Here is a 20691-nt window from a genome sequence, read left to right on the forward strand (position 1 = left end):
TCCAACTTAGTGCAGGCCACACCACGCCATCGGGGTCCGGGTCACTCTTCGACCCGCACACCCATCGACCGCGCCGTACCCGCCACGATGCGCATCGCCGCCTCGACATCGGTGGTGTTGAGGTCGGGCAACTTGCGAATCGCGATACGGCGCAACTGATCGCGGCTGAGCGCACCGACCGCCTTGTGCCCCGGTTGCGGCGAACCCGCCCGCCCGAGCGCGGCCCGGATGAGAGAGGCAGTCGGCGGCGTCTTGAGCCGCATGGTCCACCGTTTGCGGGCATCGATGGTGATGACGGCAGGGATGATCTCCCCGCGCCGATCCGCCGTCGCCGCATCGTATTTCCGTTTGACCTCGAACGGTGGGACACCGGTCGGCCCGAGCATCTTCCCGAGCGTCATCAACGAGGCATTACCCGCCTCGAGCTCGACAGTGACTGTGACAGAGGCTGTTTCGCGCGCCATAGTCAACGATCTCGGACCGGCGCATCATTGCGGTCCCGCGACGATAACGCCTGGGCCGCAACAGTTTCAGTATCAGCCCTCGGCGGCGAGCTGCCCGCAGGCCGCGGCGATCTCCTGACCGCGGGTATCGCGCACCGTGCACGACACACCCTGGGCGATCACGCGGCGGACGAACTCCTTCTCGACCGGCTTCGGGCTGGCGTCCCACTCGCTGCCGGGGGTCGGGTTGAGGGGGATCAGGTTCACGTGGACCAGGGGGCCGAGGGCCTTGTGGAGTTTCTTGCCGAGCATGTCGGCGCGCCACGGCTGGTCGTTCACGTCGCGGATCAGGGCGTATTCGATGGAGACGCGGCGGCCCGACTTGTCGGCGTAGTAGCGGGCGGCGTCGAGGACCTCGGAGATGGGCCAGCGGTTGTTCACCGGGACCAGGGTGTCGCGCAGTTCGTCGTCGGGGGTGTGCAGGGAGACGGCCAGCCGCACCGACATGTCCTCGTCGGCCAGTTTGCGGATGGCGGGCGCAAGCCCGACGGTCGAGACCGTCACCGAACGTTGCGAGATACCGAGGCCGTCGGGTGCGGGCGAGGTGATGCGGCGCACCGCGTTCACCACGCGCTTGTAGTTGGCCAGTGGCTCACCCATACCCATGAACACGATGTTCGACAACCGGCCCGGCCCGCCGTGCACCTCGCCGTCGCGCAGGGCGGCGGCCGCGGCCCGCACCTGGTCGACGATCTCGGCGGTCGACAGATTGCGGGTGAGCCCCGCCTGCCCGGTCGCACAGAACGGGCAGGCCATGCCGCAGCCCGCCTGGCTGGAGATGCACAGCGTATTGCGGTCGGGGTAGCGCATGAGCACGCTCTCGAGCAGTGTGCCGTCGTGTGCGCGCCAGAGCGTCTTTCGGGTGTCGCCCTCGTCGCAGGCCAGGTGACGCACCACGTCGAGCAGGGGTGGGAACAGCGTCTCGCCGACCTTCTCGCGCACGTCGGCGGGCAGATCGGTCATCTGCGCCGGGTCGGACTGCAGGCGGCCGTAGTATTGGCGCGCCAGCTGATCGGCACGGAACTTCGGCAGGCCCAGCTCCTGCACTGCGGCCTTGCGCTCGTCCGCGTCGAGGTCGGCGAGGTGGCGCGGCGGCATACCGCGACGCGGGGCATCGAACACGAGGGGCAGGGAGGTGGCCATAATTCCTCCATTGTCCCAAACGCCGCGACCGGGCCGCCACGCCGGGCGCCGTTATCGAGAAGATGCATGCAGCGGTGATAGCGGTCGGCCATGATCGAGGTATGTCCACGAACGCAGAATCAGGCACGCCACCGGCGCGCGAGCCTGAGGCCGAGCCCACCGCCGGTCGAGAACCCGAGCATGCGCCTGCCAAGCACGCACCCGTCAAGCGACCGAAGCCGGACGCGCTGGTGCGGTCGCGCACCGGCTACACGTGGATGGCGCTGCTGGCTGCCGCGATCTTCGGGATCATTCTGCTGATCTTCATCCTGCAGAACCTCGACAAGGTGCAGGTGACGCTGCTGTTCTGGAGCTTCTCGCTACCGCTGGGAATCATGGTGCTGCTGTCGGTGATCCTCGGCGCACTGGTGATGGGGCTGGTCGGCGGCATCCGCATCCTGCAGTTGCGCCACGCCGCCCGGCAACCCTGAGAACCTCAGATCAACGCGCTGAGCACCAGCCACGACACGAACGCCGAGGGCAGCATCGAGTCGAGCCGGTCCATGATCCCGCCGTGCCCGGGCAGCAACGTGCCCATGTCCTTGATGCCTAATTCGCGCTTGATCTGCGATTCGATCAGGTCGCCCAGGGTCGCCACGACCACCAGGCCGACGCCGAGCACCACGCCGATCATCGAGTTGGCCTCGAGCAGCAGCGTGACGGTGAGCAGACCACCGATCACGCTGAACACCAGCGAACCGCAGAACCCTTCCCACGACTTCTTCGGGCTGATCGCGGGCACCATCGGATGCCTGCCGAACAGCACGCCTGCGACGTAACCGCCGACATCGGAGCAGACGACGAGGATCATGAACGTGAGCACCCGCAGGTTGCCGTCGGGTTCGAGCAGCAGCAGCGTCGAGAACGCCGCGAGCAGCGGGATCCAGGACAGCGTGAAGATCGCGATCGCGGTGTCGCGCAGGAAGTTCCGTGGCGCGGTACTCAGGCCGTGATCGAACAGTCGCCAGACCATGCAGGTCAGCGCGGTCGCGGCGAACGCGCCGAGTACCCCGCTCGCACCCCACGGCCAGCCGAGCCAGAACACCGCCTGCCCCCCGACGAGCAACGGGATGCGCGGTACCAGGACGTCGGCCTCGCGCAGCCGCTTGGTGACCTCCCACATGGCCACGCCGACACCGACACCGGCGACGCCGATGAACACCTTCGGGACGAACAACAGGATCGCGATCAGCGACAACCCGAGGCCCAAGCCGACCGCCAGCGCCGCGGGCAGGTTGCGACCCGCCCGCGATGCCGGAGCCTTCGGCTGTTCCTGCGGCACGGCCGCGCCGGGTTCGTCCCCTGCCACGGCCGCGCCGGTCGGCTCGACCGTGTCCGGCGGCGATTCCGGTTCCGGTGCCGCACCTGTGGCGGCGGCGTCTTCGGCCACGATTGTCCCGTCGCTCAACTCGTCGTTCCGTTCATCCCCCGCACGAGCGGGACTGGCGAGATCTGCGCTCAGACCTCGAGCAGTTCGGCTTCCTTGTGCTTGACCAGCTCGTCGATCTGGCCCACGTACTTGGCGGTGGTCTTGTCGAGCTCCTTCTCGGCGCGCCCGACCTCGTCCTCGCCCGCTTCACCATCTTTCTGGATCCGGCCGAGTTCTTCCATCGCCTTGCGACGGACGTTGCGGATCGAGACCTTGGCGTCCTCGCCCTTGCCCTTGGCCATCTTGACCATCTCGCGGCGCCGCTCCTCGGTGAGCTGCGGGACCGTGATGCGCAGGATGTCACCGTTGTTGGTGGGGTTCACGCCGAGATCGGAGTTGCGGATGGCGTTCTCGATCGGACCGAGCTGGCTCTGCTCGTAGGGCTTGATCACCACCATGCGCGGCTCCGGCACGGAGATGCTGGACATCTGGGTGATCGGCGTCGGCGTGCCGTAGTAGTCGACCAGGACCCGGGTGAACATGCCCGGGTTGGCGCGCCCGGTGCGGATGCTGCCCAGATCGTCCTTCGCTACCGAGACGGCCTTCTCCATTTTCTCCTCGGCATCGAAGAGCGCTTCATCAATCACGACCGGTTCCTCCACAGCGTCGTCATCGTCATCGTCCGCGAGTGCGGGGTCAGGACCGAACCAAGGTGCCGATGGGTTCACCGGCGACCGCACGAGCAATATTGCCCTTGATCAACAGATTGAACACCAGCATCGGCATCTGGTTGTCCATGCAAAGGCTGAAAGCGGTGGCATCGGCCACCTTCAGACCTTTCTCGATCACTTCCTTGTGGGTGATCTCGGTGAACATGCTGGCGTTGTCGTCGACCCGTGGGTCGGCGTCGAACACACCGTCGACGGCCTTGGCCATCAGCACCACGTCGGCGCCGATCTCGAGCGCACGCTGGGCCGCGGTCGTGTCGGTGGAGAAGTAGGGCATGCCCATGCCCGCACCGAAGATCACCACGCGACCCTTCTCCAGGTGCCGCTTGGCGCGCAGCGGGAGGTACGGCTCGGCGACCTGGCCCATCGTGATGGCGGTCTGCACGCGCGTATCCACCCCCTGCTGCTGCAGGAAGTCTTGTAGCGCAAGGCTGTTCATCACGGTACCGAGCATGCCCATGTAGTCGGAGCGGGCGCGTTCCATGCCGCGCTCCTCGAGCTCGGCGCCGCGGAAGAAGTTACCGCCACCGATCACCACGGCCACCTGCACGCCGGTCTCGACGATCTCGGCGATCTGTTCGGCCACGGTCTGCACGACATCGGGATCGAGCCCGACACCACCGCCACCGAACATCTCCCCACCCAGCTTCAGCAGCACCCGGCGATATCCAGGGCGGTCGTTACCCGGGTCGGTCATGGGTGTTCGTCTCCTTCGGCGAGGTGAGATCGGTTCGAACTGCGGGCGCGCGGAGCAGGCCGCACAGCAAGGCAGAGCGGCATCCATCCTGCCTTATCCGGTTACCGCCACCACACAAGACCCCCTCGCGCGCGGCCCGCGCCGGGTAGGTCCGCGCGTCGGCGGCGCACGGCAAAACGCCCCCGATGCTGAGCGCATCGGGGGCGTCGGATGGCCTGATCAGGCCTGGCCGACCTCGAAGCGCGCAAAACGCTTCACGGTCACGCCTGCGTCCTCCAAAAGGGCCTTGACAGTCTTCTTGGAGTCGGTGACGGCGGCCTGCTCGAGCAGGACGACATCCTTGAAGAAGCCGTTGACGCGGCCTTCGACGATCTTCGGCAGTGCGGCGTCGGGCTTGCCCTCTTCGCGCGCGGTCTGCTCGGCGATGCGACGCTCGTTCTCGACGGTCTCGGCGGGCACCTCGTCGCGGGTCAGGTACTTGGCCTTGAGCGCGGCGACCTGCATGCCCGCGGCGCGAGCGGCCTCGGCGGCGGCGTCGCCTTCACCCTCGTACTCGACCAGCACGCCGACGGCGGGCGGCAGGTCCGAGGCACGCTTGTGCAGGTAGGTGGCGACCGGGCCGTCGAAGGACACGACGCGACGCAGTTCCAGCTTCTCGCCGATCTTGGCGGCCAGCGCCTGCACGGCCTCGTCGACGGTGCTGTTGTCCAGCTTCAGCGCCTTGAGGGCGTCCAGATCGGCCGGCTTGGCAGCGGCGGCCGCGGTGACGATCGCGTCGGCCAGCTCCTGGAACTCGGCGTTCTTGGCGACGAAGTCGGTCTCGGAGTTGATCTCGATCATGACGCCGTCCTTGGCGATGACCAGACCCTCGGCGGTGGCGCGCTCGGCACGCTTGCCGACATCCTTGGCGCCCTTGATGCGCAGGACCTCGACGGCCTTGTCGAAGTCGCCGTCGGACTCGGCCAGCGCGTTCTTGCAGTCCATCATGCCGGAGCCGGTGAGCTCCCGGAGCCGCTTCACATCAGCAGCGGTGTAGTTCGCCATCGGGGGCGAGCCTCCTCGTGTGTGGGGTGCTTGGGTGTTAACACCACCTTGCCGACCGCTTCTGAACTCAGAAGGGCCGGCAAGGTGAACGTAGAGCTACCGATCAGCTCAGAAGTCGGCCGGGGTGTGCTGGGCCGGGTCGGCCTTCACCTCGGCAGCGGCTTCAGCCGGGGTCTCGGCGGCCGGGGCCTCGGCGGCGGGGGCTTCAGCGGCCGGGGTCGCCTGAGCCAGCAGCTCCTGCTCCCACTCGGCGAGGGGCTCGCCTGCGCCGGCTTCGGGCTTGGAATCGCCGGAAGCGCGGCCCGCGCGGGCCTGCACGCCCTCGGCCACCGCGGAGGCGACGACCTTGGTGAGCAGAGCGGCGGAACGGATCGCGTCGTCGTTACCCGGGATCGGGTAGTCGACCAGGTCGGGATCGCAGTTGGTGTCCAGGATCGCGATGACCGGGATGTTCAGCTTGCGAGCCTCACCGACGGCGATGTGCTCCTTGTTGGTGTCGACGACCCAGATGGCCGAGGGCACCTTGGCCATGTCGCGGATACCACCGAGGGTGCGATCCAGCTTGGTCATCTCACGCGTGAGCATGAGGATTTCCTTCTTGGTGCGACCCTCGAAGCCACCGGTCTGCTCCATGGCCTCGAGCTCCTTCAGGCGCTGCAGGCGCTTGTGGACGGTCGAGAAGTTGGTGAGCATGCCACCCAGCCAGCGCTGGTTGACGTAGGGCATACCGACGCGAGTCGCCTCGGCCGCGATCGACTCCTGGGCCTGCTTCTTGGTGCCGACGAAGAGAACGGTGCCACCGTGGGCGACGGTCTCCTTGACGAACTCGTAGGCCTTGTCGATGTAGGTCAGCGTCTGCTGCAGGTCGATGATGTAGATGCCGTTGCGGTCGGTGAAGATGAACCGCTTCATCTTCGGGTTCCACCGACGAGTCTGGTGCCCGAAGTGCGCGCCGCTGTCGAGCAGCTGCTTCATAGTTACGACAGCCATAGCTCCCGTACCCTCTTTCGTTGCCGGTTGACGCAATCGATCGGCGATCGACTGCCCTGGCGCCACCGAAACCACCGGACCCGATCGACGTGATCGGGACCAGCCGGCGATTTCACTGTTCATCCGCTGGAGAACTCGCGCTGACATGCCCTCGCGGACCGTCTGCGTTGCGAGCGACGACCGGATGGACGAGCACGGGTGGCGCGCGAAGTCGGTCCGTGCCGAGCACACGTGTTGCTGCTGAGCACAAACCGCTCGTTCAGTCTACGCGGCGACGGGCCAGGGCCGAAATCGGCCCTGCTCGCCGACCGGGCATTTCCGTGGTGAAGTGCGCGATATCCACATGTGCCGAAGTTGTCCACAATCGGGAAATCGTTGTCCCGCTCCGGGATCGCGGGGTCGACAGTTGTGCCATGAACACATTGACGCGTGTCCTGATCACCACCTTTCCTCTTCTCTGCGCGGTGGGTGTAGCGGCGCCGGCGGCCGGTCATCCAGCTCCGGTGTGTGCGGTCCTCGCGCAGCCACCGGGTGACGGGGAGGTCGTTTCCCCACGGTCGCGGGCGGCGGCACCGGGCTCGGTGCCTGCCGCGCCGCCACCGCCTGGTGAGAGAGCCGCGCCTGGGCCCGTCGTTGTGATCGTGGTGCCGGGGACGATCACGCCACCGCCTACCAGGGTCGACGCTGCCGGCGGTCCGTGTGCCACGGCGGGCGCCGAGGGAGGCGTTGGTGCCGGGATTCCGGCGGGGTGTGACGGTGTCGAAGGTCCGGTCGACGGCGGTGAGCGGCTGCCGGTGCGGCGACCCGGTTCCTGTAGCAAGGCACCGATACTGCGGCCCGGGGAGATGCCGAAAGGGTCGCTGGTTCCGGCGCCGGTTCCGGTGCGGGTGACCGTGCACGATCTCGGATCGGCGGCGCCCGCCCAGCAGCGGGCTCGGCCGGAGAAGGATCGGGGTTCCGCGCCGGAGCTCGAGATTCGGGTGCGCGGCGGGAGCGGTTCGGCGGCCGACCTGCCTGCCGCGTTGCGCGAACTCGTGCGCGTGCTGGTGCCGCAGCGCGTGCCTGCGCCGCGGCCCCATCGCTGAGGCTCTCGACGATGGCGAGCCGGGTTCGTCCGTACGCGTGGATCTCGGGCGCTGCCCTCGTGCTGACGGTGGTCGCGGGTGGGGCGGCGCCGGTCGGGGCGGTGGAAACCGGACCGTTCGGCTGGCCGCTGCGTCCGCGGCCGACGGTGGAACGGCGGTTCGACAAACCGGAGCGCAATTGGTTGCCGGGCCATCGCGGGGTCGACCTGGCAGCCACTGAGGGTCAACCGGTTCTGGCGGCGGGCGACGGAATCGTCGTCTTCGCGGGCACGGTCGCTGGGAAACCTGTGGTGTCGATCGACCACGAGGGTGGCCTTCGTACCACGTACGAACCAGTGCAGGCGCAGGTCAAAGTGGGAACCCGGATAAGTCGCGGCACCCCGATCGGCAGCCTGGGTGCCGGACACGAGGGCTGCCCGGTACCGGCCTGTCTGCACTGGGGTGTCCGCCGCGAATCCAGCATCCACAGCCGCCGCGAATACATCGACCCCTTGGGTCTGCTGCACGAAGTCCCGGTACGCCTGAAGCCGCTGAAACCGGCACTGTGACCTCGACGACCCGGCACGGAGCCGCAGGGAATACCGGCCACAATCGATACTGTGCCCGCAGAATCAACGCCCTTCACCTATCCCGACGTCGGCGCCACCCGCGCGACCACGCTGCCCGCCGGTTACCACCGGTTCCGGCTCCGGCGGCCGATAGGGATGGGTCGCGAGCTGTTCGATCGAGCGGGGACTCACATCCTCGCCTTCGGAATGCAGAAGGGAGTCGGCATCTTTCAGCGCGCCGATTCCGAAACCGCCAGGGCGGGGACCGAATTGACGGTTCGTCTCGGCGCCGGGCCGCTCGGCATCAATGCGCCGTGCCGGGTGGTCTATGTGCTCGCCGAACCGAACCGCCGCGGGTTCGCCTACGGCACGTTGCCCGGGCATCCCGAACGGGGCGAGGAGTTGTTCGCGGTCGAATACGACCCGGCCGACGACACGGTGTACGGGCTGGTCACCGCGTTTTCGACACCCGCCGCGTGGTACACCCGCCTGGGCGGGCCGGCCGCGCGCCTGCTGCAACACTGGTTCGCCCGCCGCTACCTCCGGACATTGCCGAGCAATACCGGAAACTGACCCACGCGGGCCGGTCGTCAGAGGAAGGCGCTCAGCACGTCGGCTTCCGCGGTCACCTGGTCGCGCTGGTCCACCGCGCCGAGGCGGTCGTATTCCCCTGCGGTGATGCGTCTTTCGTTGATCTCGTGGCGGACGATCTCGACGATGTCGTCCTCGGTGAGTTCCCGGCGGCGGGCTTCGGCGGCGCCGAGGCCGACGGCACTGTCTTCCAGCGCACCGGCTTTCGCGTCGCCGACGTCGACCGCCTCGGCATTGTCGATCGCGGCCAGGGCTGATCGCAGCGCCGAGATCGCGCTGCGATCCCTGGCTTTCATCGCGGGCTTCAGTGCGGTGCGCAGGCGATCCCGCAACGCGGTGAGGGGCTGGTCCGGTGATCCTGCGGTCATGAGAGTCGACTCTAATTGCCTGTTCGGTACCCGTCGATCGAGTTCCTGTGGCCGACGGGGCGGTTGTTCGATCGGCGTCATGGTGCGTATCGGCCGCCGAGCAGGACCTCGGCTACGGCGATGAGGACGACCAGCGTGACCACGAGGGTGGTGATCGACACCAGCCGGTGTCCGCCCACCGAGCGGCCCCGGCCGAGCGACCGACCGCGATACCAGCCCAGACCGGCGAGCAGCACGGCCGCGGTGGCGGCGGCGCAGGGAAGAACGATCCACATGCCGTCCTCGGTGGTCGCCTCGTGCGCGAAGAGCAGCGCACAGACAGCAGCGCCGAGGGCGGTGCGCCGCCACGCGAGCGCGGTGCGTTCCATGGCAAGGGTCGGCGCGGTCACGACAGTACGACCGCCACACAGACGAGTACGGCGATCACCGCGACGCCGACCGACAGCACCGGCACCAGCACCGTGCCCGGCAACGGCCCACCGGCCAGCATCGCGCGATTCACCCGACGCCAGTGCCGATACGCGCCCACCGCGACGGCCAGTGACATCACCAGGCAGGCCAGCGTGATCACACCGGCGAACCCGGCCAAGCGCGGTGGCTGAACAAGGGTGTGCACCGCGACGCCGCCGGCGAGCAGGCCGAGTGCGGTCCTGATCCACGCCAGAAATGTCCGCTCGTTGGCGAGCGTGAACCGATAGTCGACCTCACCCTCCCCGTCCTCGGATTCGGCCCCGACCTCGGGCAATGTCATCCCATCACCTCCGCCACCCATCATGCGCCCCCGACAGCCCATCCCCGATCAACCTCGTACAACCGACGCGTCGACCCACAACTCGCCAACGATCCACGCTGTCTCCTCGACAGCCTCTCGTATTCGACGAGCTGACCAATCGAGTCGAGGTGTGGCGTGCCCGGGTTGCGCGGTGCAATCGGTCGAGTTCGGTCTCCCCCGAAGCCGATCAGTGTGGCCTGACAAGCTTCACGTCCTCGAGTCCGTGCAGTGCGCCATCGATGGTGTCGAGCTCACCGACGCGCTTCCGATCGGTGCCCGGCAACGGCGCTGGATCGCCGCCGACGAACTCATCGTCCTCACACAATGCGCAACCTGCTCGCGGCAACGGCGATCCGGCTGAGAGTCGGCAACCGACAGGCCAAGCATCGGCTCGAATAGGTCGTTCACCGCGGTTGTCGCGTCGGCGTGGCATCGCGCGGATGCGGCGCCGCCGTCGCGATCATGCGCGGGGATGGGCTTGGTCGTGGACTCGTTTGAGGCGTTCGACGGAGACGTGGGTGTAGAGCTGGGTGGTTGCCATGCTGGCGTGGCCGAGGAGTTCCTGGACCACGCGCAGGTCGGCGCCGCCTTCGAGGAGGTGGGTGGCGGCGGTGTGGCGCAGGCCGTGGGGGCCCATGTCGGGTGCACCGGGGATGGCTGCGACAACCTCGTGGACGACGGTCCGCGCCTGGCGTTGGTCGAGGCGGCGGCCACGCTGGCCTAGGAACAGTGCGCGACCGGAACGCTCGTTGGCCAGGGCGGGGCGGCCGGCACGCAGCCAGGCGACGAGGGCTGCCTCGGCCGGAGCACCAAAGGGCACCGAGCGCTCCTTGTTGCCTTTGCCGAGTACCCGGACGAGTTGGCGTTCACGGTCGATGTCGTCGAGGTCGAGGCCGCACAGTTCGCTCACCCGGATGCCAGTGGCATACAGCAGTTCCACGATCAACCGGTCACGCAAGGCCATCGGGTCGTGCTGTGCCGCACCGGATTCCGCCGCGCCCATTGCCTGTGCGGCCTGCTCACGACCGAGCACCGCAGGCAGCACACGGTGTGCCTTGGGGGCCTGCAACCGCAGCCCCGGATCGATATCCAGCCGCCCCGTCTCGGTGAGCCACGCGGTGAAAGTCCGTGCCGCCGAGGCTCTTCGCGACAGTGTCGTCCGCGCGGCCCCACCCGCCGCCAGCTCGGCCAGCCACGACCGCAACACTCCCAAATCGAGTTCCCGCAAAGCCGCGTCCGCCGACCGCGCGTACAGATGCTCGAGCAGAGACCGCACATCCCCCACATAAGCCCGCACCGTATGCGCCGACCGATTCCGCCCCAGCCGCAGATGCCGCCCGAACTCCCCGAGCAAAGCAGTCAAATCCTCGGGCAAAGAGTCCATCCCCCAACCGTCGCCCCTCCCCCTCCTTCACGCAACCCACCACGCCGCACACCCTCACACACCACCTACACCGCTGAGTCGACGAGTGGCAGCGGCGTTGACCCGAGCAATCACACCGCGGACAAGCACCGCCTCCTCAGACACGTCGCTCTCGCTCTTTCACATTCCGCCCGCGCCCACACGTCGACCAGGCACCGCCGCTATCCCGATAGGGGATCGGCGCCTAGGACGCTGCGGTCACCTGGCCGACGAGGCGGCAGTACCGCCCTCGCCCTCGATGCCCTGCACTGGTACCAGCGCCCATCCATCCAGGCATGGACTGGCGCCCTCCCGCTCAACAGCCGCACCGCCCCGGTCCGCCGGATACCCGAATGGCCCACCAACGCCAACTGTCCGCTTCCGGACGTACAGCCCTATTCCTCGCAAATCAGGGTCGCTCGGCTGGGCCGGCGGGTAGTGCTGTTCGTCACGGGCGAAGCTCGACAAGCCGGTTATCCCGGGCGACGGGTGCGAAACCACCCCTCGGAATCGCAGCCGACCAGGTCGGCCAGTTCCAGGCTGGGGAGGACGGCACGGACGGTGGCAAGGTCGAGGCCGCACTGGCCGGCCAGGTCGCGGGGTTGGCGGGAGCCGATGGCAGGGAGGGCGGCGTAGACCTCGGCTTCGGCGCCGCGTAGGTGGTGGGCGGGGTCGGTGGGCGCGCCTTCGCCGACGGGGAGGCGCAGGGGGCCCGCTTCCTCGATGACGTCTTCGGCGCGGGTGACCAGCAACGCCTCGCCTTCGCGGATCATGCGATGGCATCCCACCGACGACGCCGACCCGACCGGTCCGGGAACCGCCATGGCCGGGCGACCGAGGCGGCGCGCCCATTTCACGGTGTTCCTTGCGCCGCTGCGCAATCCGGCTTCCACCACGAGTACGCCGTCTCCCAGGGTGGCGATGAGCCGGTTGCGGGCCAGGAACTGATGCTTCTGGGCGGCGACGCCGGGTGGGTATTCGCTGACGACCAGACCGCTGTCGGCGATGGCGGCGAGCAACCGGTCGTGCTGGGCGGGGTAGGGGCGGTCGACGCCGCAGGCCAGGACGGCGACGGTCGGCCCGCCGACGGCGAGTGCGGCCCGGTGGGCGGCCGCGTCGATACCGAAGGCCGCACCGGACACGATGGTCCAGCCGCGCCCGGCCAGATCACAGGCGATCTCGCTGGCCACCTGCATCCCGTACCCGCTGCTGCATCGTGAACCGACCACTGCCACAGCACGTTCCGATGCGGTACGCAGTGACAGCGGTCCGCGCGCCCACAGCACGAGCGGCACGGCGGCTTCCCGATCACGGTCGGTGTCGAGCTGGTCGAGACCGAGCATTCGCCAGCCTGGCCACTCGTCGTCATCAGGCGTGATGACCCGGCCACCGATTCGCTGTACGGCCTCCAGATCTCTGGCAGCCGAGTCCATTTCACGTCGCGCGGCGGTGGGGCCGCGCAATGCGGCAGGCAACTCGTGCTCGCGCACAGCTCGCGCCGCCTCACAGACCCCGACCGAGGCGATCAGCGCCGACAAAGGCGCGCACGGACCTTGCACCACCCGCGACAGGTACACCCACGCCAGCCTGCGTTCATCGACGTCGAGGTCGACGGTGCCGATCGCGCTCTGCCCCGTCATTGCCCACCCCGCTGCCGGAAGTTCAACGAGGACAACACATCCTGCACGCTGGGCAGCTCCCCACCGCGCAGATCGCAGACCGTCCAGGCCACGCGAACCGCCCGATCGGCACCACGCGCCGACATCCGCCCCAACCGCAGCGCGGTCTCGATCGGCGCGATCGCGTCGGCGGGCAAGCGGAACCGTTGACGCAGAATGTGTCCCGGCACTTCGGCATTGGTCGCCCAACCGTCCGCGCTCCACCGCTCCGCGGCACGTGCCCGAGCTTCGGCAACCCGTGCCGCGACGACAGCACTGGTCTCGGTCTGCTGGTCACCGAAAGCGGCCCCCGCCTGACCACGCATCTGCACCCAGATGTCGATGCGATCGAGCAGCGGACCCGACAGCTTGCCGAGGTACCGGCGACGAGCGAGGGGCGCGCAGATGCAGTCGACATCACGGGCGGGCGCACACGGACACGGATTCGCCGCGAGCACCAGCTGGAACCGCGCCGGATAGCGAGCCACACCGTCACGCCGGGCGATCCGCACCTCGCCCTCTTCCAGCGGAGTTCGCAGTGCCTCCAGCACTTTGGTGCCGATCTCGGCGCATTCGTCGAGGAACAGCACTCCCCGATGCGCCCGGCTGACCGCACCGGGCCGGGCCATACCGGAACCACCACCGATCATGGCGGTCACCGATGTCGAGTGATGGGGCGCGACGAACGGCGCGAGCGTCATCAACGGTTGTTCGGCCGTCAACGAGCCCGCCATCGAATGAATTGCCGTCACCTCGAGCGACTCGGCCTCCGACAGCGGCGGCAGCAACCCCGGAAGACGTTGCGCCAGCATGGTTTTACCGATCCCCGGTGGTCCCGTGAGCAGCAGATGGTGACCACCCGCCGCAGCCACCTCCAGCGCCCAGCGCGCCTCGTCCTGGCCGACCACATCGCTGAGGTCCCCACACGGCACCTGGACGCCCGGCACCACACCGTCGGGTTCCAGCAGCGTCCCTTCACCACGCAACCAGGCGACGACTGCGCGCAGACTCGTCGCACCGAGCACCTCGACGCCCTCGACCAGTCCGGCTTCGGCCACCGCCTCGGCGGGCACCACGACGGTCGGGCAGCCCGCATTGCGCGCCGCGATCACCGCGGGCAGCACACCGCGAACCCGGCGTACCCGCCCGTCGAGGGCGAGCTCGCCCAGCAGCACGGTTTTCACGAGCTTGTCACCCGGCACCGCACCGGAGGCGTCCAGCACCGACACGGCGAGCGCCAGATCGTAGACCGAGCCGACCTTCGGCAGCGTCGCGGGAGACAGCGCCAGAATCACTCGCCCGTCGGGCCACTTCTCCCCCGTATTGGCCACCGCGGAGCGCACCCGGTTGCGTGACTCCTGCAGGGCCGTGTCGGGCAGCCCGACAAGATTCACCGACGGCAAGCCCTGGCCGATATCGGCCTCGATCTCCACCAGCTGGCCGTCGACACCGGTCACCGCGACCGACAGCGCACGTCCGAGGGCCATCAGAAGGCCCCCGTCAGATGGTCGATCACCGGTTTGCGGCCGCGCGGAACGAGCACCGAGACCACATCGAACCGGATGCGCCGCCACGGCCCGTCCTGCTCGGCCAGCCACAGCAACGCCAATCGCCTGATCCGCTGCTGTTTACCGAAGGTGACCGACTCGGCCGGGCTGCCGAAGCCGAGGCCGGACCGTGTCTTCACTTCCACGAACGCCGTCACCGACGGGTCCTGGACGATCAGGTCCAGCTCCCCGTACCGGCATCGCCAGTTGCGGGCGACGATCTGCATCCCGGCCTCGCACAGATACTGCGCGGCCAGCTTCTCCCCGTATGCGCCGAGCGCCTGTTTGTCCGTCACGAATGCAAGCGTGGTCCCGGCGCGGATCTACGCCGGGACCACGACCTGCGGAAACACAAAACCTGTGGATAACTCGCCCCTGGGGACAACTCCCCCTTATTCGGGCAAACGGAGGTCGGGCTTCTCCAGCTCCTCGATATTGACGTCCTTGAACGTGATCACCCGAACGTGCTTGACGAAGCGGGCGGGACGGTACATGTCCCACACCCAGGCATCGCTCATCCGCACTTCGAAGTAGACCTCGCCGTCGGCGTTCTGTGGCCGCAGCTCGACGGAATTGGCCAGGTAGAAGCGCCGTTCTGTCTCCACCACGTACGAGAACTGGCCGACGATGTCCTTGTACTCGCGGTACAACGACAGTTCCATCTCGGTTTCGTACTTCTCGAGGTCCTCAGCACTCATCGGGTGGGACATCCTCCTGCTAGCAGCGCCGCGTTCATTGATCACATCATCGCGCATGAGCCGCGCGGGTAGCCACCCGGCTACCGTCCGGCACCTCGAGTTCGCGCACATTCCGCCAAGATCGGCGGTGTTCGGTGCTCGGACCGAGCGCGCGCAGGGCCGCGGTGTGCTCGGGGGTGTTGTAGCCCTTGTGCGCGGCGAAACCGTAGCCGGGCAGCTCGGCGTCGAGCTCGACCATCATGCGGTCCCTGGTGACCTTGGCCAGGATGCTGGCCGCCGCGATGCACGCCGCGGACGCGTCGCCACCGATCACGGGCAGCGAGGGCGCGGGCAGGCCGGGAACCTTGAATCCGTCGGTCAGGATGTAGCCGGGGGTACGGCCGAGGTGGGCGACCGCACGACGCATCCCCTCGATATTGGCGACGTGGATGCCGATGGCGTCGATCTCCCAGGCGGGGACCACCACCACGCTCCAGGCCAGCGCCAGGCGCTTGACCACCGGGAACAGTTCCTCACGGGCCGCCTCGGTGAGTTTCTTGGAGTCGTCGAGCCCGGCCAGCTTGTCGTAGGCCTTGGGCGCGAGCAGGCACGCGGCGATTACCAGCGGTCCCGCGCAGGGCCCGCGCCCGGCCTCGTCGACACCGGCCACCGGGCCGAGGCCACTGCGGATGAGCGCCGCCTCGAGCGTGCGTAGGCCACCCGCCCGGCGCATCACCACCCGCGGCGGCCAGCTGGTCCGATCCTGCCCCACAGTTCGATTGTCCCCGTGTCTAGTTGTCCTGCGGATTCTGCGAGCTCACCGGGCCCATCCGGCCGGGCGGCCAGATCTTGAACACGGTCTTGCCCCGCACGTTGTCGACCGGGACGGTGCCCTGCAGATCGTCGCTCACATGAGCGCGTGAATCGGCCGACTCGTTGCGATTGTCACCCATCACCCACAGATGCCCCTCGGGCACCTTCACCGGCCCGAACATCCGCCCGGCCGGGTACACGGCGTTCGGACGGTCGGTGAACCAGGGGTAGTCCTTCTTGATGTAGGGCTCGTCGAGCGGTTTCCCGTCGACCATCACCCGGCCCTGCGGGTCACAGCACTGCACGGTCTGCCCGCCGACGGCGATCACGCGCTTGACGAGATCGTTCTCGTCGGGCGGAACCAGGCCGAAGTAGGACAGGAAGTTCTGCACACCACGGATGGCCGCGTTGTCGGAGCGGATGGACTTGTAGTGCCCGTTCCACGATTCGGGGCCGACGAACACCACCACATCGCCCGGGCCCGGCTCGGAACCGTAGTAGCTGATCTTCTGCACGTAGATGCGGTCGCCGATCTGGAGTGTGTCCTCCATCGACTGCGACGGGATCACGTAGGGCCGCCCGACGAAAGTGACCATCAGGGCGGCGATCACCGCCGCGATCACGACCAGTATCGGCAGTTCCTGCCAGAACGGCCGTTGCTTCTTGTCGTCGGCCTTTTTCCTGCGCCGCTTGCCCTCGTCGCCCGAATCGGACACCGACACCGACCCACTTTCGTCTGCCACGCCGAACAGAGTAGCCCGGCGCCCCGACGTGAGTCGGGTGCCGGGCTACTGTCAAAGATTCCGTGCCGGAAAGAGCTACCGGAAGATCAGCGCTTTTCCTTGATCTTGGCGGCCTTGCCGCGCAGGTCGCGCAGGTAGTACAGCTTGGCGCGACGCACGTCACCACGGGTCACGACATCGATGTGGTCGATGTTGGGGCTGTGCACGGGGAAGGTGCGCTCGACACCAACACCGAAGGACACCTTGCGGACCGTGAAGGTCTCGCCGATGCCGCCGCCCTGACGCCGGATCACGACGCCCTTGAAGACCTGGATGCGCTCCTTCGAGCCTTCGATGACCTTCACGTGCACGTTCAGGGTGTCACCGGGACGGAAGTCGGGGACATCGCTACGCAGCGACTTCTCGTCGACGAAATCAAGGGTGTTCATTTTCCACCTTTTCGGATTCTTCGCGCGAACAGAGGAACCTGGCGGCTCGCGCTCGACCGGTTCGTGCTCAGTACAGGGGTGCTCCCGGACATGACTCGCCCAAGGCAACCGGTTCATTGTGCCAGACGGGGTGGTCACGACTGAAATCGGGCGGCGCCGGTCACTCCTCGGAGGGCTTGCCGGGACCGGCTTCGGCCCGTCGACGCGGCAGCAGGTGCGGGTGCGGTGGCGGCGCGGACGGGGCCGCGACGACCTTGCGCCGCAACTCGACCTCGGCGGCGGTGCGCGCGTGTTCGACGTCGGGCTTCCCGGCGATCAGATCCTGGATGAAGATCTTGGCCCGGATCACCGGACGACGATAGCGCCGCTCCCGGGCGATCGCACGCGACATCGTCTTGGGTCGATGCCCGTAGCGCCATCGCGCCCACGGCGCTCCCGGGCGGCTCAGCCGAATCGCGCCCACCAGCAGCAGCGGGGTGAAGAACATGCCGAACAACCCGGTCCAGATCTTGCCCTTGGCGATCACCACGGCCGCCAGGACGAGATTGATCGCCACGGTGACGACGATGCCGACACGCACCCCCACACCGGCCGACTCCCGGAAATCGTCGTAGTCGAGGAAGGTCGCCGGCTGCACCCCGAGCAGCAGCAACCCCGTCACGGCCAGCGCGACGAACACCGCGTCCACCGAGGTGCGGCCCTGCTCCTCCCAGTACACATCGCGCAGGTAGAAGATCAGCGCGAACTCGTCGAGCACCAGCGCCGCGCCGATGCCGAAGAAGGCGGCGAGCACGCTCGAGGTGACCTGGGTGGAGTCCTCGGCGGTGGCGATCAGGCCGATGCCCGACAGCAGCACCGTGATGACGCCGAACACCATGTGGTGGATGTGGGTGTCACCGGCTTTGAGGTTGCCCGGCCACCACTTCACCTGCGCGCGGATCAAGCGCACGCTGACCCGGATCACCACGAAACCGAGGATGAACCCCAGCAGGAAACAGAGCAGGGGCAGGCGGCCGTGCGCGATCACATCGTCTTCGAGCCACCGTCGCATGCCGCCCGCCCTGTCGTCGACCTACTTGCCGAAACCGGCCCGGCGCAGCGCCTCGGCCATCGAACCGGTCGGTTCGGCAGCCGGCTTGCGCTGATTGCCGCCGCGCGGTTGCGCCTGACTCCGGCCCTGCGCGCGGGCGCCGCCCTGGCCACGACCACCCTGGGGGCGACCTTGGCCGCGCGGCGCACCGCCTCCACGATTGTCCCCCGTGGCGGGCTTGCCCGGTTCGTCATCGAGCCGAAGGGTGAGCCCGATGCGCTGACGCGCGACATCTACCTCGAGGACCTTCACCTTCACCACGTCACCGGACTTGACCACTTCGCGTGGATCCTTGACGAAGGTGTGCGACAGCGCCGAGACGTGCACGAGGCCGTCCTGGTGCACGCCGACATCGACGAACGCACCGAACGCGGCCACGTTGGTGACCACACCCTCGAGCACCATGCCCGGCTTCAGATCGGCGACTTTCTCGATCCCGGCGGCGAATTCGGCGGTCTTGAACTCCGGGCGCGGGTCGCGGCCGGGCTTCTCGAGTTCGGCGATGATGTCGCTGACGGTGGGCACACCGAACTTCTCGTCGGTGAACTCGACCGGCTTCAGCGAACGCAGCACCGAGGTGTTGCCGATGACCTCGGCGATCGGCTTACCGGTTCGCTCGAGGATCCGGCGGACCACCGGGTAGGCCTCGGGGTGCACCGCGGAGGTGTCGAGCGGGTCCTCACCCCCGCGGATCCGCAGGAAGCCCGCGCACTGCTCGAAAGCCTTGGGCCCCAGTCGTGGCACCTCGAGCAGCGCGGTGCGGCTGCGGAACGGGCCGTTCTGGTCACGGTGGGCCACAATGCTTTCCGCGACCGAGGAGGACACACCGGAGACGCGGGCCAGCAGCGGCACCGAGGCGGTGTTCACGTCGACACCGACCGCGTTCACCGCGTCTTCGACGACGGCGCCCAGCGAGCGCGCCAGCAGTGTTTCGGACACGTCGTGCTGGTACTGGCCTACACCGATCGACTTGGGATCGATCTTCACCAGCTCGGCCAGCGGGTCCTGCAGGCGGCGCGCGATTGACACCGCACCGCGCAGTGACACGTCCATGTCGGGCAGTTCCGCCGAGGCGTAGGCCGAGGCGGAGTACACCGACGCGCCCGCTTCCGACACCACGATCTTGGTCGGCTTGTTCTCGGGGATGCGCGAAATAAGTTCGGTGGCAAGAGCATCGGTTTCACGGGAGGCGGTGCCGTTACCGATGGCGATGAGCTCGACGTTGAATCGGGCGACCAGCGCGGCGAGCACGGCAAGGGACTTCTCGGTCTGACCCTGCGGCTTGTGCGGGTAGATGACCTCGGTCGCGACGGCCTTACCGGTGGCGTCGACGACGGCGACCTTCACGCCGGTGCGGTAGCCGGGGTCCAGGCCCATCGTGGTGCGGGTACCCGCGGGCGCGGCGAGCAGCAGGTCGCGCAGGTTGGCGGCGAAGACGTCGACGGCGTCTTTCTCGGCGGCCTGACGCAACCGCATCCTGGTATCGATACCGAGGCTCACCTGCAGTTTGGTTCGCCAGGCCCAGCGCACGGTGTCGAGCAGCCAGGAGTCGGCCGGGCGGCCCTGGTCGGCGATGCCGAAGGCCTTGGCGATGCGGCCCTCGTAGATGGTGCGTTCACCGGGTTCGGGTTCCTCGGTGTCGGGTTCCAGATGCAGGGTGAGCACCTCTTCCTTCTCTCCGCGCAGCAGCGCGAGGATCCGGTGCGAGGGCAGTTTGTGGAACGGTTCACTGAACTCGAAATAGTCGGCGAACTTGGCGCCCGCCTCTTCCTTGCCCGCACGAACCGTCGAGGTGACCTGGCCCCGGTTCCACATCATTTCGCGCAGCTCACCGACCAGGTCGGCGTCTTCGGCGAAACGTTCGACCAGGATCGCGCGGGCGCCGTCGAGCTGCTCGGCGGTGTAGTTCGCGGGGTCGGTGGTCGGATCGGTGATGAGCGCGTCGGCCACGGGTTCGTGCCCGGCCTCGCGCGCGATCTGGGCCTTGGTGCGGCGCTTGGGCTTGTAGGGCAGGTAGATGTCTTCGAGGCGGGCCTTGGTCTCGGCGAGCATGATCTGCTCGTGCAGGGCCGGATCGAGTTTGCCCTGGCCGCGGATGGATTCGATGATGGCGCCGCGTCGCTCGTCGAGCTCGCGCAGGTAGCCGAGCCGTTCTTCGAGCTGACGCAACTGGGCATCGTCGAGGCCGCCGGTGACCTCCTTGCGGTAGCGCGCGATGAACGGGACCGTCGAACCACCGTCGAGCAGTTCGACGGCGGCGCGGACCTGCGTCTCACGCACCCCCAATTCGTCGGCGATCCGCCTGCCCACGCTGGCCAGGATGGTCGTGCTGTCGGTCGGAGTGCCGTTCGACGTCGAACGGGCGATCTCGGGCGCTGTCGTCACAGCCGCAGAGACTACAGCTCCCCGCCGACACCCGGCTCGATCCCAGGTCAGCGCACCGTCGTGAGCTCGGA

Annotated in this window: 24 protein-coding genes; 4 read left to right on the plus strand and 20 right to left on the minus strand. The window is 67.9% G+C overall.

All coding sequences use genetic code 11. The annotated features are described in order from the left end of the window. Nucleotides 1–41 precede the first annotated feature (41 nt). Nucleotides 42–464: an uL11 family ribosomal protein gene (locus NCO8_RS04645; RefSeq protein WP_067636519.1), complete on the minus strand. Its 423-nt coding sequence runs from the start codon at nt 462–464 to the stop codon at nt 42–44. A gap of 72 nt (nt 465–536) precedes the next feature. After that, nucleotides 537–1646 carry a dual-specificity RNA methyltransferase RlmN gene (gene rlmN, locus NCO8_RS04650; RefSeq protein WP_067636521.1) on the minus strand — a complete coding sequence of 370 codons (1110 nt, stop codon included), beginning with the start codon at nt 1644–1646 and terminating at the stop codon, nt 537–539. Nucleotides 1647–1747: 101 nt separating this feature from the next. On the opposite strand from rlmN, the gene NCO8_RS04655 reads away from it, so the two are divergent. Next, nucleotides 1748–2116, plus strand: coding sequence for a LapA family protein (locus NCO8_RS04655; RefSeq protein WP_067636523.1), 369 nt, complete (start codon nt 1748–1750; stop codon nt 2114–2116). A gap of 5 nt (nt 2117–2121) precedes the next feature. On the opposite strand, the gene NCO8_RS04660 is transcribed toward NCO8_RS04655, so the two are convergent. The 5 genes from NCO8_RS04660 to rpsB form a co-directional block, all read right to left on the minus strand. Continuing rightward, nucleotides 2122–2994, minus strand: coding sequence for a phosphatidate cytidylyltransferase (locus tag NCO8_RS04660; protein WP_067636749.1), 873 nt, complete (start codon nt 2992–2994; stop codon nt 2122–2124). Between the two features lie 149 nt (nt 2995–3143). Continuing rightward, entirely contained in the window at nt 3144–3701 is a 558-nt protein-coding gene (frr, locus tag NCO8_RS04665) for a ribosome recycling factor (RefSeq protein ID WP_067496444.1), read from the minus strand. 49 nt (nt 3702–3750) lie between these two features. Further along, on the minus strand, nt 3751–4479 hold the full coding sequence (gene pyrH / locus NCO8_RS04670; protein ID WP_067636525.1) for a UMP kinase: 729 nt from the start codon (nt 4477–4479) through the stop codon (nt 3751–3753). Nucleotides 4480–4698: 219 nt separating this feature from the next. Continuing rightward, nucleotides 4699–5523: a translation elongation factor Ts gene (gene tsf, locus NCO8_RS04675; protein WP_067496261.1), complete on the minus strand. Its 825-nt coding sequence runs from the start codon at nt 5521–5523 to the stop codon at nt 4699–4701. A 108-nt stretch (nt 5524–5631) separates the two neighbouring features. Next, nucleotides 5632–6513: a 30S ribosomal protein S2 gene (rpsB, locus tag NCO8_RS04680; RefSeq protein ID WP_067496258.1), complete on the minus strand. Its 882-nt coding sequence runs from the start codon at nt 6511–6513 to the stop codon at nt 5632–5634. 845 nt (nt 6514–7358) lie between these two features. Here rpsB and NCO8_RS04685 point away from each other — a divergent pair. From NCO8_RS04685 to NCO8_RS04695, 3 genes are read left to right on the plus strand one after another with little or no spacing between them, the layout of a single operon-like run. Further along, nucleotides 7359–7598, plus strand: coding sequence for a hypothetical protein (locus NCO8_RS04685; protein WP_067636527.1), 240 nt, complete (start codon nt 7359–7361; stop codon nt 7596–7598). 11 nt (nt 7599–7609) lie between these two features. Continuing rightward, nucleotides 7610–8146: a M23 family metallopeptidase gene (locus tag NCO8_RS04690; protein ID WP_067636529.1), complete on the plus strand. Its 537-nt coding sequence runs from the start codon at nt 7610–7612 to the stop codon at nt 8144–8146. Between the two features lie 51 nt (nt 8147–8197). Further along, a complete protein-coding gene (locus NCO8_RS04695) occupies nt 8198–8719 on the plus strand; it encodes a DUF1990 domain-containing protein (RefSeq protein ID WP_067636531.1) in 522 nt (173 codons plus the stop codon). 17 nt (nt 8720–8736) lie between these two features. Here NCO8_RS04695 and NCO8_RS04700 read toward each other — a convergent pair whose 3' ends face one another. The 13 genes from NCO8_RS04700 to NCO8_RS04760 all read right to left on the minus strand — a co-directional run bounded on the left by NCO8_RS04700 (nt 8737) and on the right by NCO8_RS04760 (nt 20602). Next, a complete protein-coding gene (locus tag NCO8_RS04700; RefSeq protein WP_067636533.1) occupies nt 8737–9105 on the minus strand; it encodes a GatB/YqeY domain-containing protein in 369 nt (122 codons plus the stop codon). Between the two features lie 77 nt (nt 9106–9182). Beyond that, nucleotides 9183–9494, minus strand: coding sequence for a DUF202 domain-containing protein (locus tag NCO8_RS04705; RefSeq protein ID WP_157104765.1), 312 nt, complete (start codon nt 9492–9494; stop codon nt 9183–9185). Continuing rightward, complete coding sequence (locus NCO8_RS04710; RefSeq protein ID WP_067636537.1) at nt 9491–9856, minus strand: YidH family protein; 366 nt, start codon at nt 9854–9856, stop codon at nt 9491–9493. The genes NCO8_RS04705 and NCO8_RS04710 overlap by 4 nt, the downstream gene beginning before the upstream one ends. A gap of 481 nt (nt 9857–10337) precedes the next feature. Further along, nucleotides 10338–11261, minus strand: coding sequence for a tyrosine recombinase XerC (locus NCO8_RS04715; protein ID WP_067636539.1), 924 nt, complete (start codon nt 11259–11261; stop codon nt 10338–10340). 491 nt (nt 11262–11752) lie between these two features. Beyond that, a complete protein-coding gene (gene dprA / locus NCO8_RS04720; RefSeq protein WP_067636541.1) occupies nt 11753–12919 on the minus strand; it encodes a DNA-processing protein DprA in 1167 nt (388 codons plus the stop codon). Further along, nucleotides 12916–14424 (minus strand): YifB family Mg chelatase-like AAA ATPase, encoded by a 1509-nt coding sequence (locus NCO8_RS04725; RefSeq protein ID WP_067636544.1) that lies wholly within the window; start codon nt 14422–14424, stop codon nt 12916–12918. The genes dprA and NCO8_RS04725 overlap by 4 nt, the downstream gene beginning before the upstream one ends. Then, nucleotides 14424–14780 carry a YraN family protein gene (locus tag NCO8_RS04730; protein WP_067496228.1) on the minus strand — a complete coding sequence of 119 codons (357 nt, stop codon included), beginning with the start codon at nt 14778–14780 and terminating at the stop codon, nt 14424–14426. Before NCO8_RS04730 ends, NCO8_RS04725 begins: the two co-directional genes overlap by 1 nt. 96 nt (nt 14781–14876) lie before the next feature. Then, nucleotides 14877–15182, minus strand: coding sequence for a DUF2469 domain-containing protein (locus NCO8_RS04735; protein ID WP_011210678.1), 306 nt, complete (start codon nt 15180–15182; stop codon nt 14877–14879). A 46-nt stretch (nt 15183–15228) separates the two neighbouring features. Beyond that, nucleotides 15229–15933, minus strand: a complete 705-nt coding sequence (locus tag NCO8_RS04740; protein ID WP_084456530.1) for a ribonuclease HII — start codon at nt 15931–15933, stop codon at nt 15229–15231. A 19-nt stretch (nt 15934–15952) separates the two neighbouring features. Further along, nucleotides 15953–16717: a signal peptidase I gene (gene lepB / locus NCO8_RS04745; protein WP_370465683.1), complete on the minus strand. Its 765-nt coding sequence runs from the start codon at nt 16715–16717 to the stop codon at nt 15953–15955. Nucleotides 16718–16803: 86 nt separating this feature from the next. Further along, nucleotides 16804–17145, minus strand: coding sequence for a 50S ribosomal protein L19 (gene rplS / locus NCO8_RS04750; RefSeq protein ID WP_019048201.1), 342 nt, complete (start codon nt 17143–17145; stop codon nt 16804–16806). A 160-nt stretch (nt 17146–17305) separates the two neighbouring features. Then, a complete protein-coding gene (locus NCO8_RS04755) occupies nt 17306–18196 on the minus strand; it encodes a hypothetical protein (RefSeq protein WP_067636546.1) in 891 nt (296 codons plus the stop codon). 21 nt (nt 18197–18217) lie between these two features. Further along, a complete protein-coding gene (locus NCO8_RS04760) occupies nt 18218–20602 on the minus strand; it encodes a Tex family protein (protein ID WP_067636753.1) in 2385 nt (794 codons plus the stop codon). Nucleotides 20603–20691: the final 89 nt, after the last annotated feature.

Origin of the sequence: Nocardia coubleae NBRC 108252 (assembly GCF_001612805.1) — a bacterium.
GTDB lineage: Bacteria > Actinomycetota > Actinomycetes > Mycobacteriales > Mycobacteriaceae > Nocardia > Nocardia coubleae.

Coding starts and splice junctions, on each gene's coding strand:
- pyrH (WP_067636525.1), bottom strand. CDS start 4,479: ATGACCGACCCGGGTAACGACCGCCCTGGATATCGCCGGGTGCTGCTG.
- rpsB (WP_067496258.1), bottom strand. CDS start 6,513: ATGGCTGTCGTAACTATGAAGCAGCTGCTCGACAGCGGCGCGCACTTC.
- NCO8_RS04710 (WP_067636537.1), bottom strand. CDS start 9,856: ATGACATTGCCCGAGGTCGGGGCCGAATCCGAGGACGGGGAGGGTGAG.
- NCO8_RS04645 (WP_067636519.1), bottom strand. CDS start 464: ATGGCGCGCGAAACAGCCTCTGTCACAGTCACTGTCGAGCTCGAGGCG.
- NCO8_RS04690 (WP_067636529.1), top strand. CDS start 7,610: ATGGCGAGCCGGGTTCGTCCGTACGCGTGGATCTCGGGCGCTGCCCTC.
- NCO8_RS04685 (WP_067636527.1), top strand. CDS start 7,359: ATGCCGAAAGGGTCGCTGGTTCCGGCGCCGGTTCCGGTGCGGGTGACC.
- NCO8_RS04755 (WP_067636546.1), bottom strand. CDS start 18,196: ATGCGACGGTGGCTCGAAGACGATGTGATCGCGCACGGCCGCCTGCCC.
- NCO8_RS04715 (WP_067636539.1), bottom strand. CDS start 11,261: ATGGACTCTTTGCCCGAGGATTTGACTGCTTTGCTCGGGGAGTTCGGG.
- NCO8_RS04735 (WP_011210678.1), bottom strand. CDS start 15,182: ATGAGTGCTGAGGACCTCGAGAAGTACGAAACCGAGATGGAACTGTCG.
- dprA (WP_067636541.1), bottom strand. CDS start 12,919: ATGACGGGGCAGAGCGCGATCGGCACCGTCGACCTCGACGTCGATGAA.
- rplS (WP_019048201.1), bottom strand. CDS start 17,145: ATGAACACCCTTGATTTCGTCGACGAGAAGTCGCTGCGTAGCGATGTC.
- rlmN (WP_067636521.1), bottom strand. CDS start 1,646: ATGGCCACCTCCCTGCCCCTCGTGTTCGATGCCCCGCGTCGCGGTATG.
- NCO8_RS04700 (WP_067636533.1), bottom strand. CDS start 9,105: ATGACCGCAGGATCACCGGACCAGCCCCTCACCGCGTTGCGGGATCGC.
- NCO8_RS04655 (WP_067636523.1), top strand. CDS start 1,748: ATGTCCACGAACGCAGAATCAGGCACGCCACCGGCGCGCGAGCCTGAG.
- NCO8_RS04725 (WP_067636544.1), bottom strand. CDS start 14,424: ATGGCCCTCGGACGTGCGCTGTCGGTCGCGGTGACCGGTGTCGACGGC.
- tsf (WP_067496261.1), bottom strand. CDS start 5,523: ATGGCGAACTACACCGCTGCTGATGTGAAGCGGCTCCGGGAGCTCACC.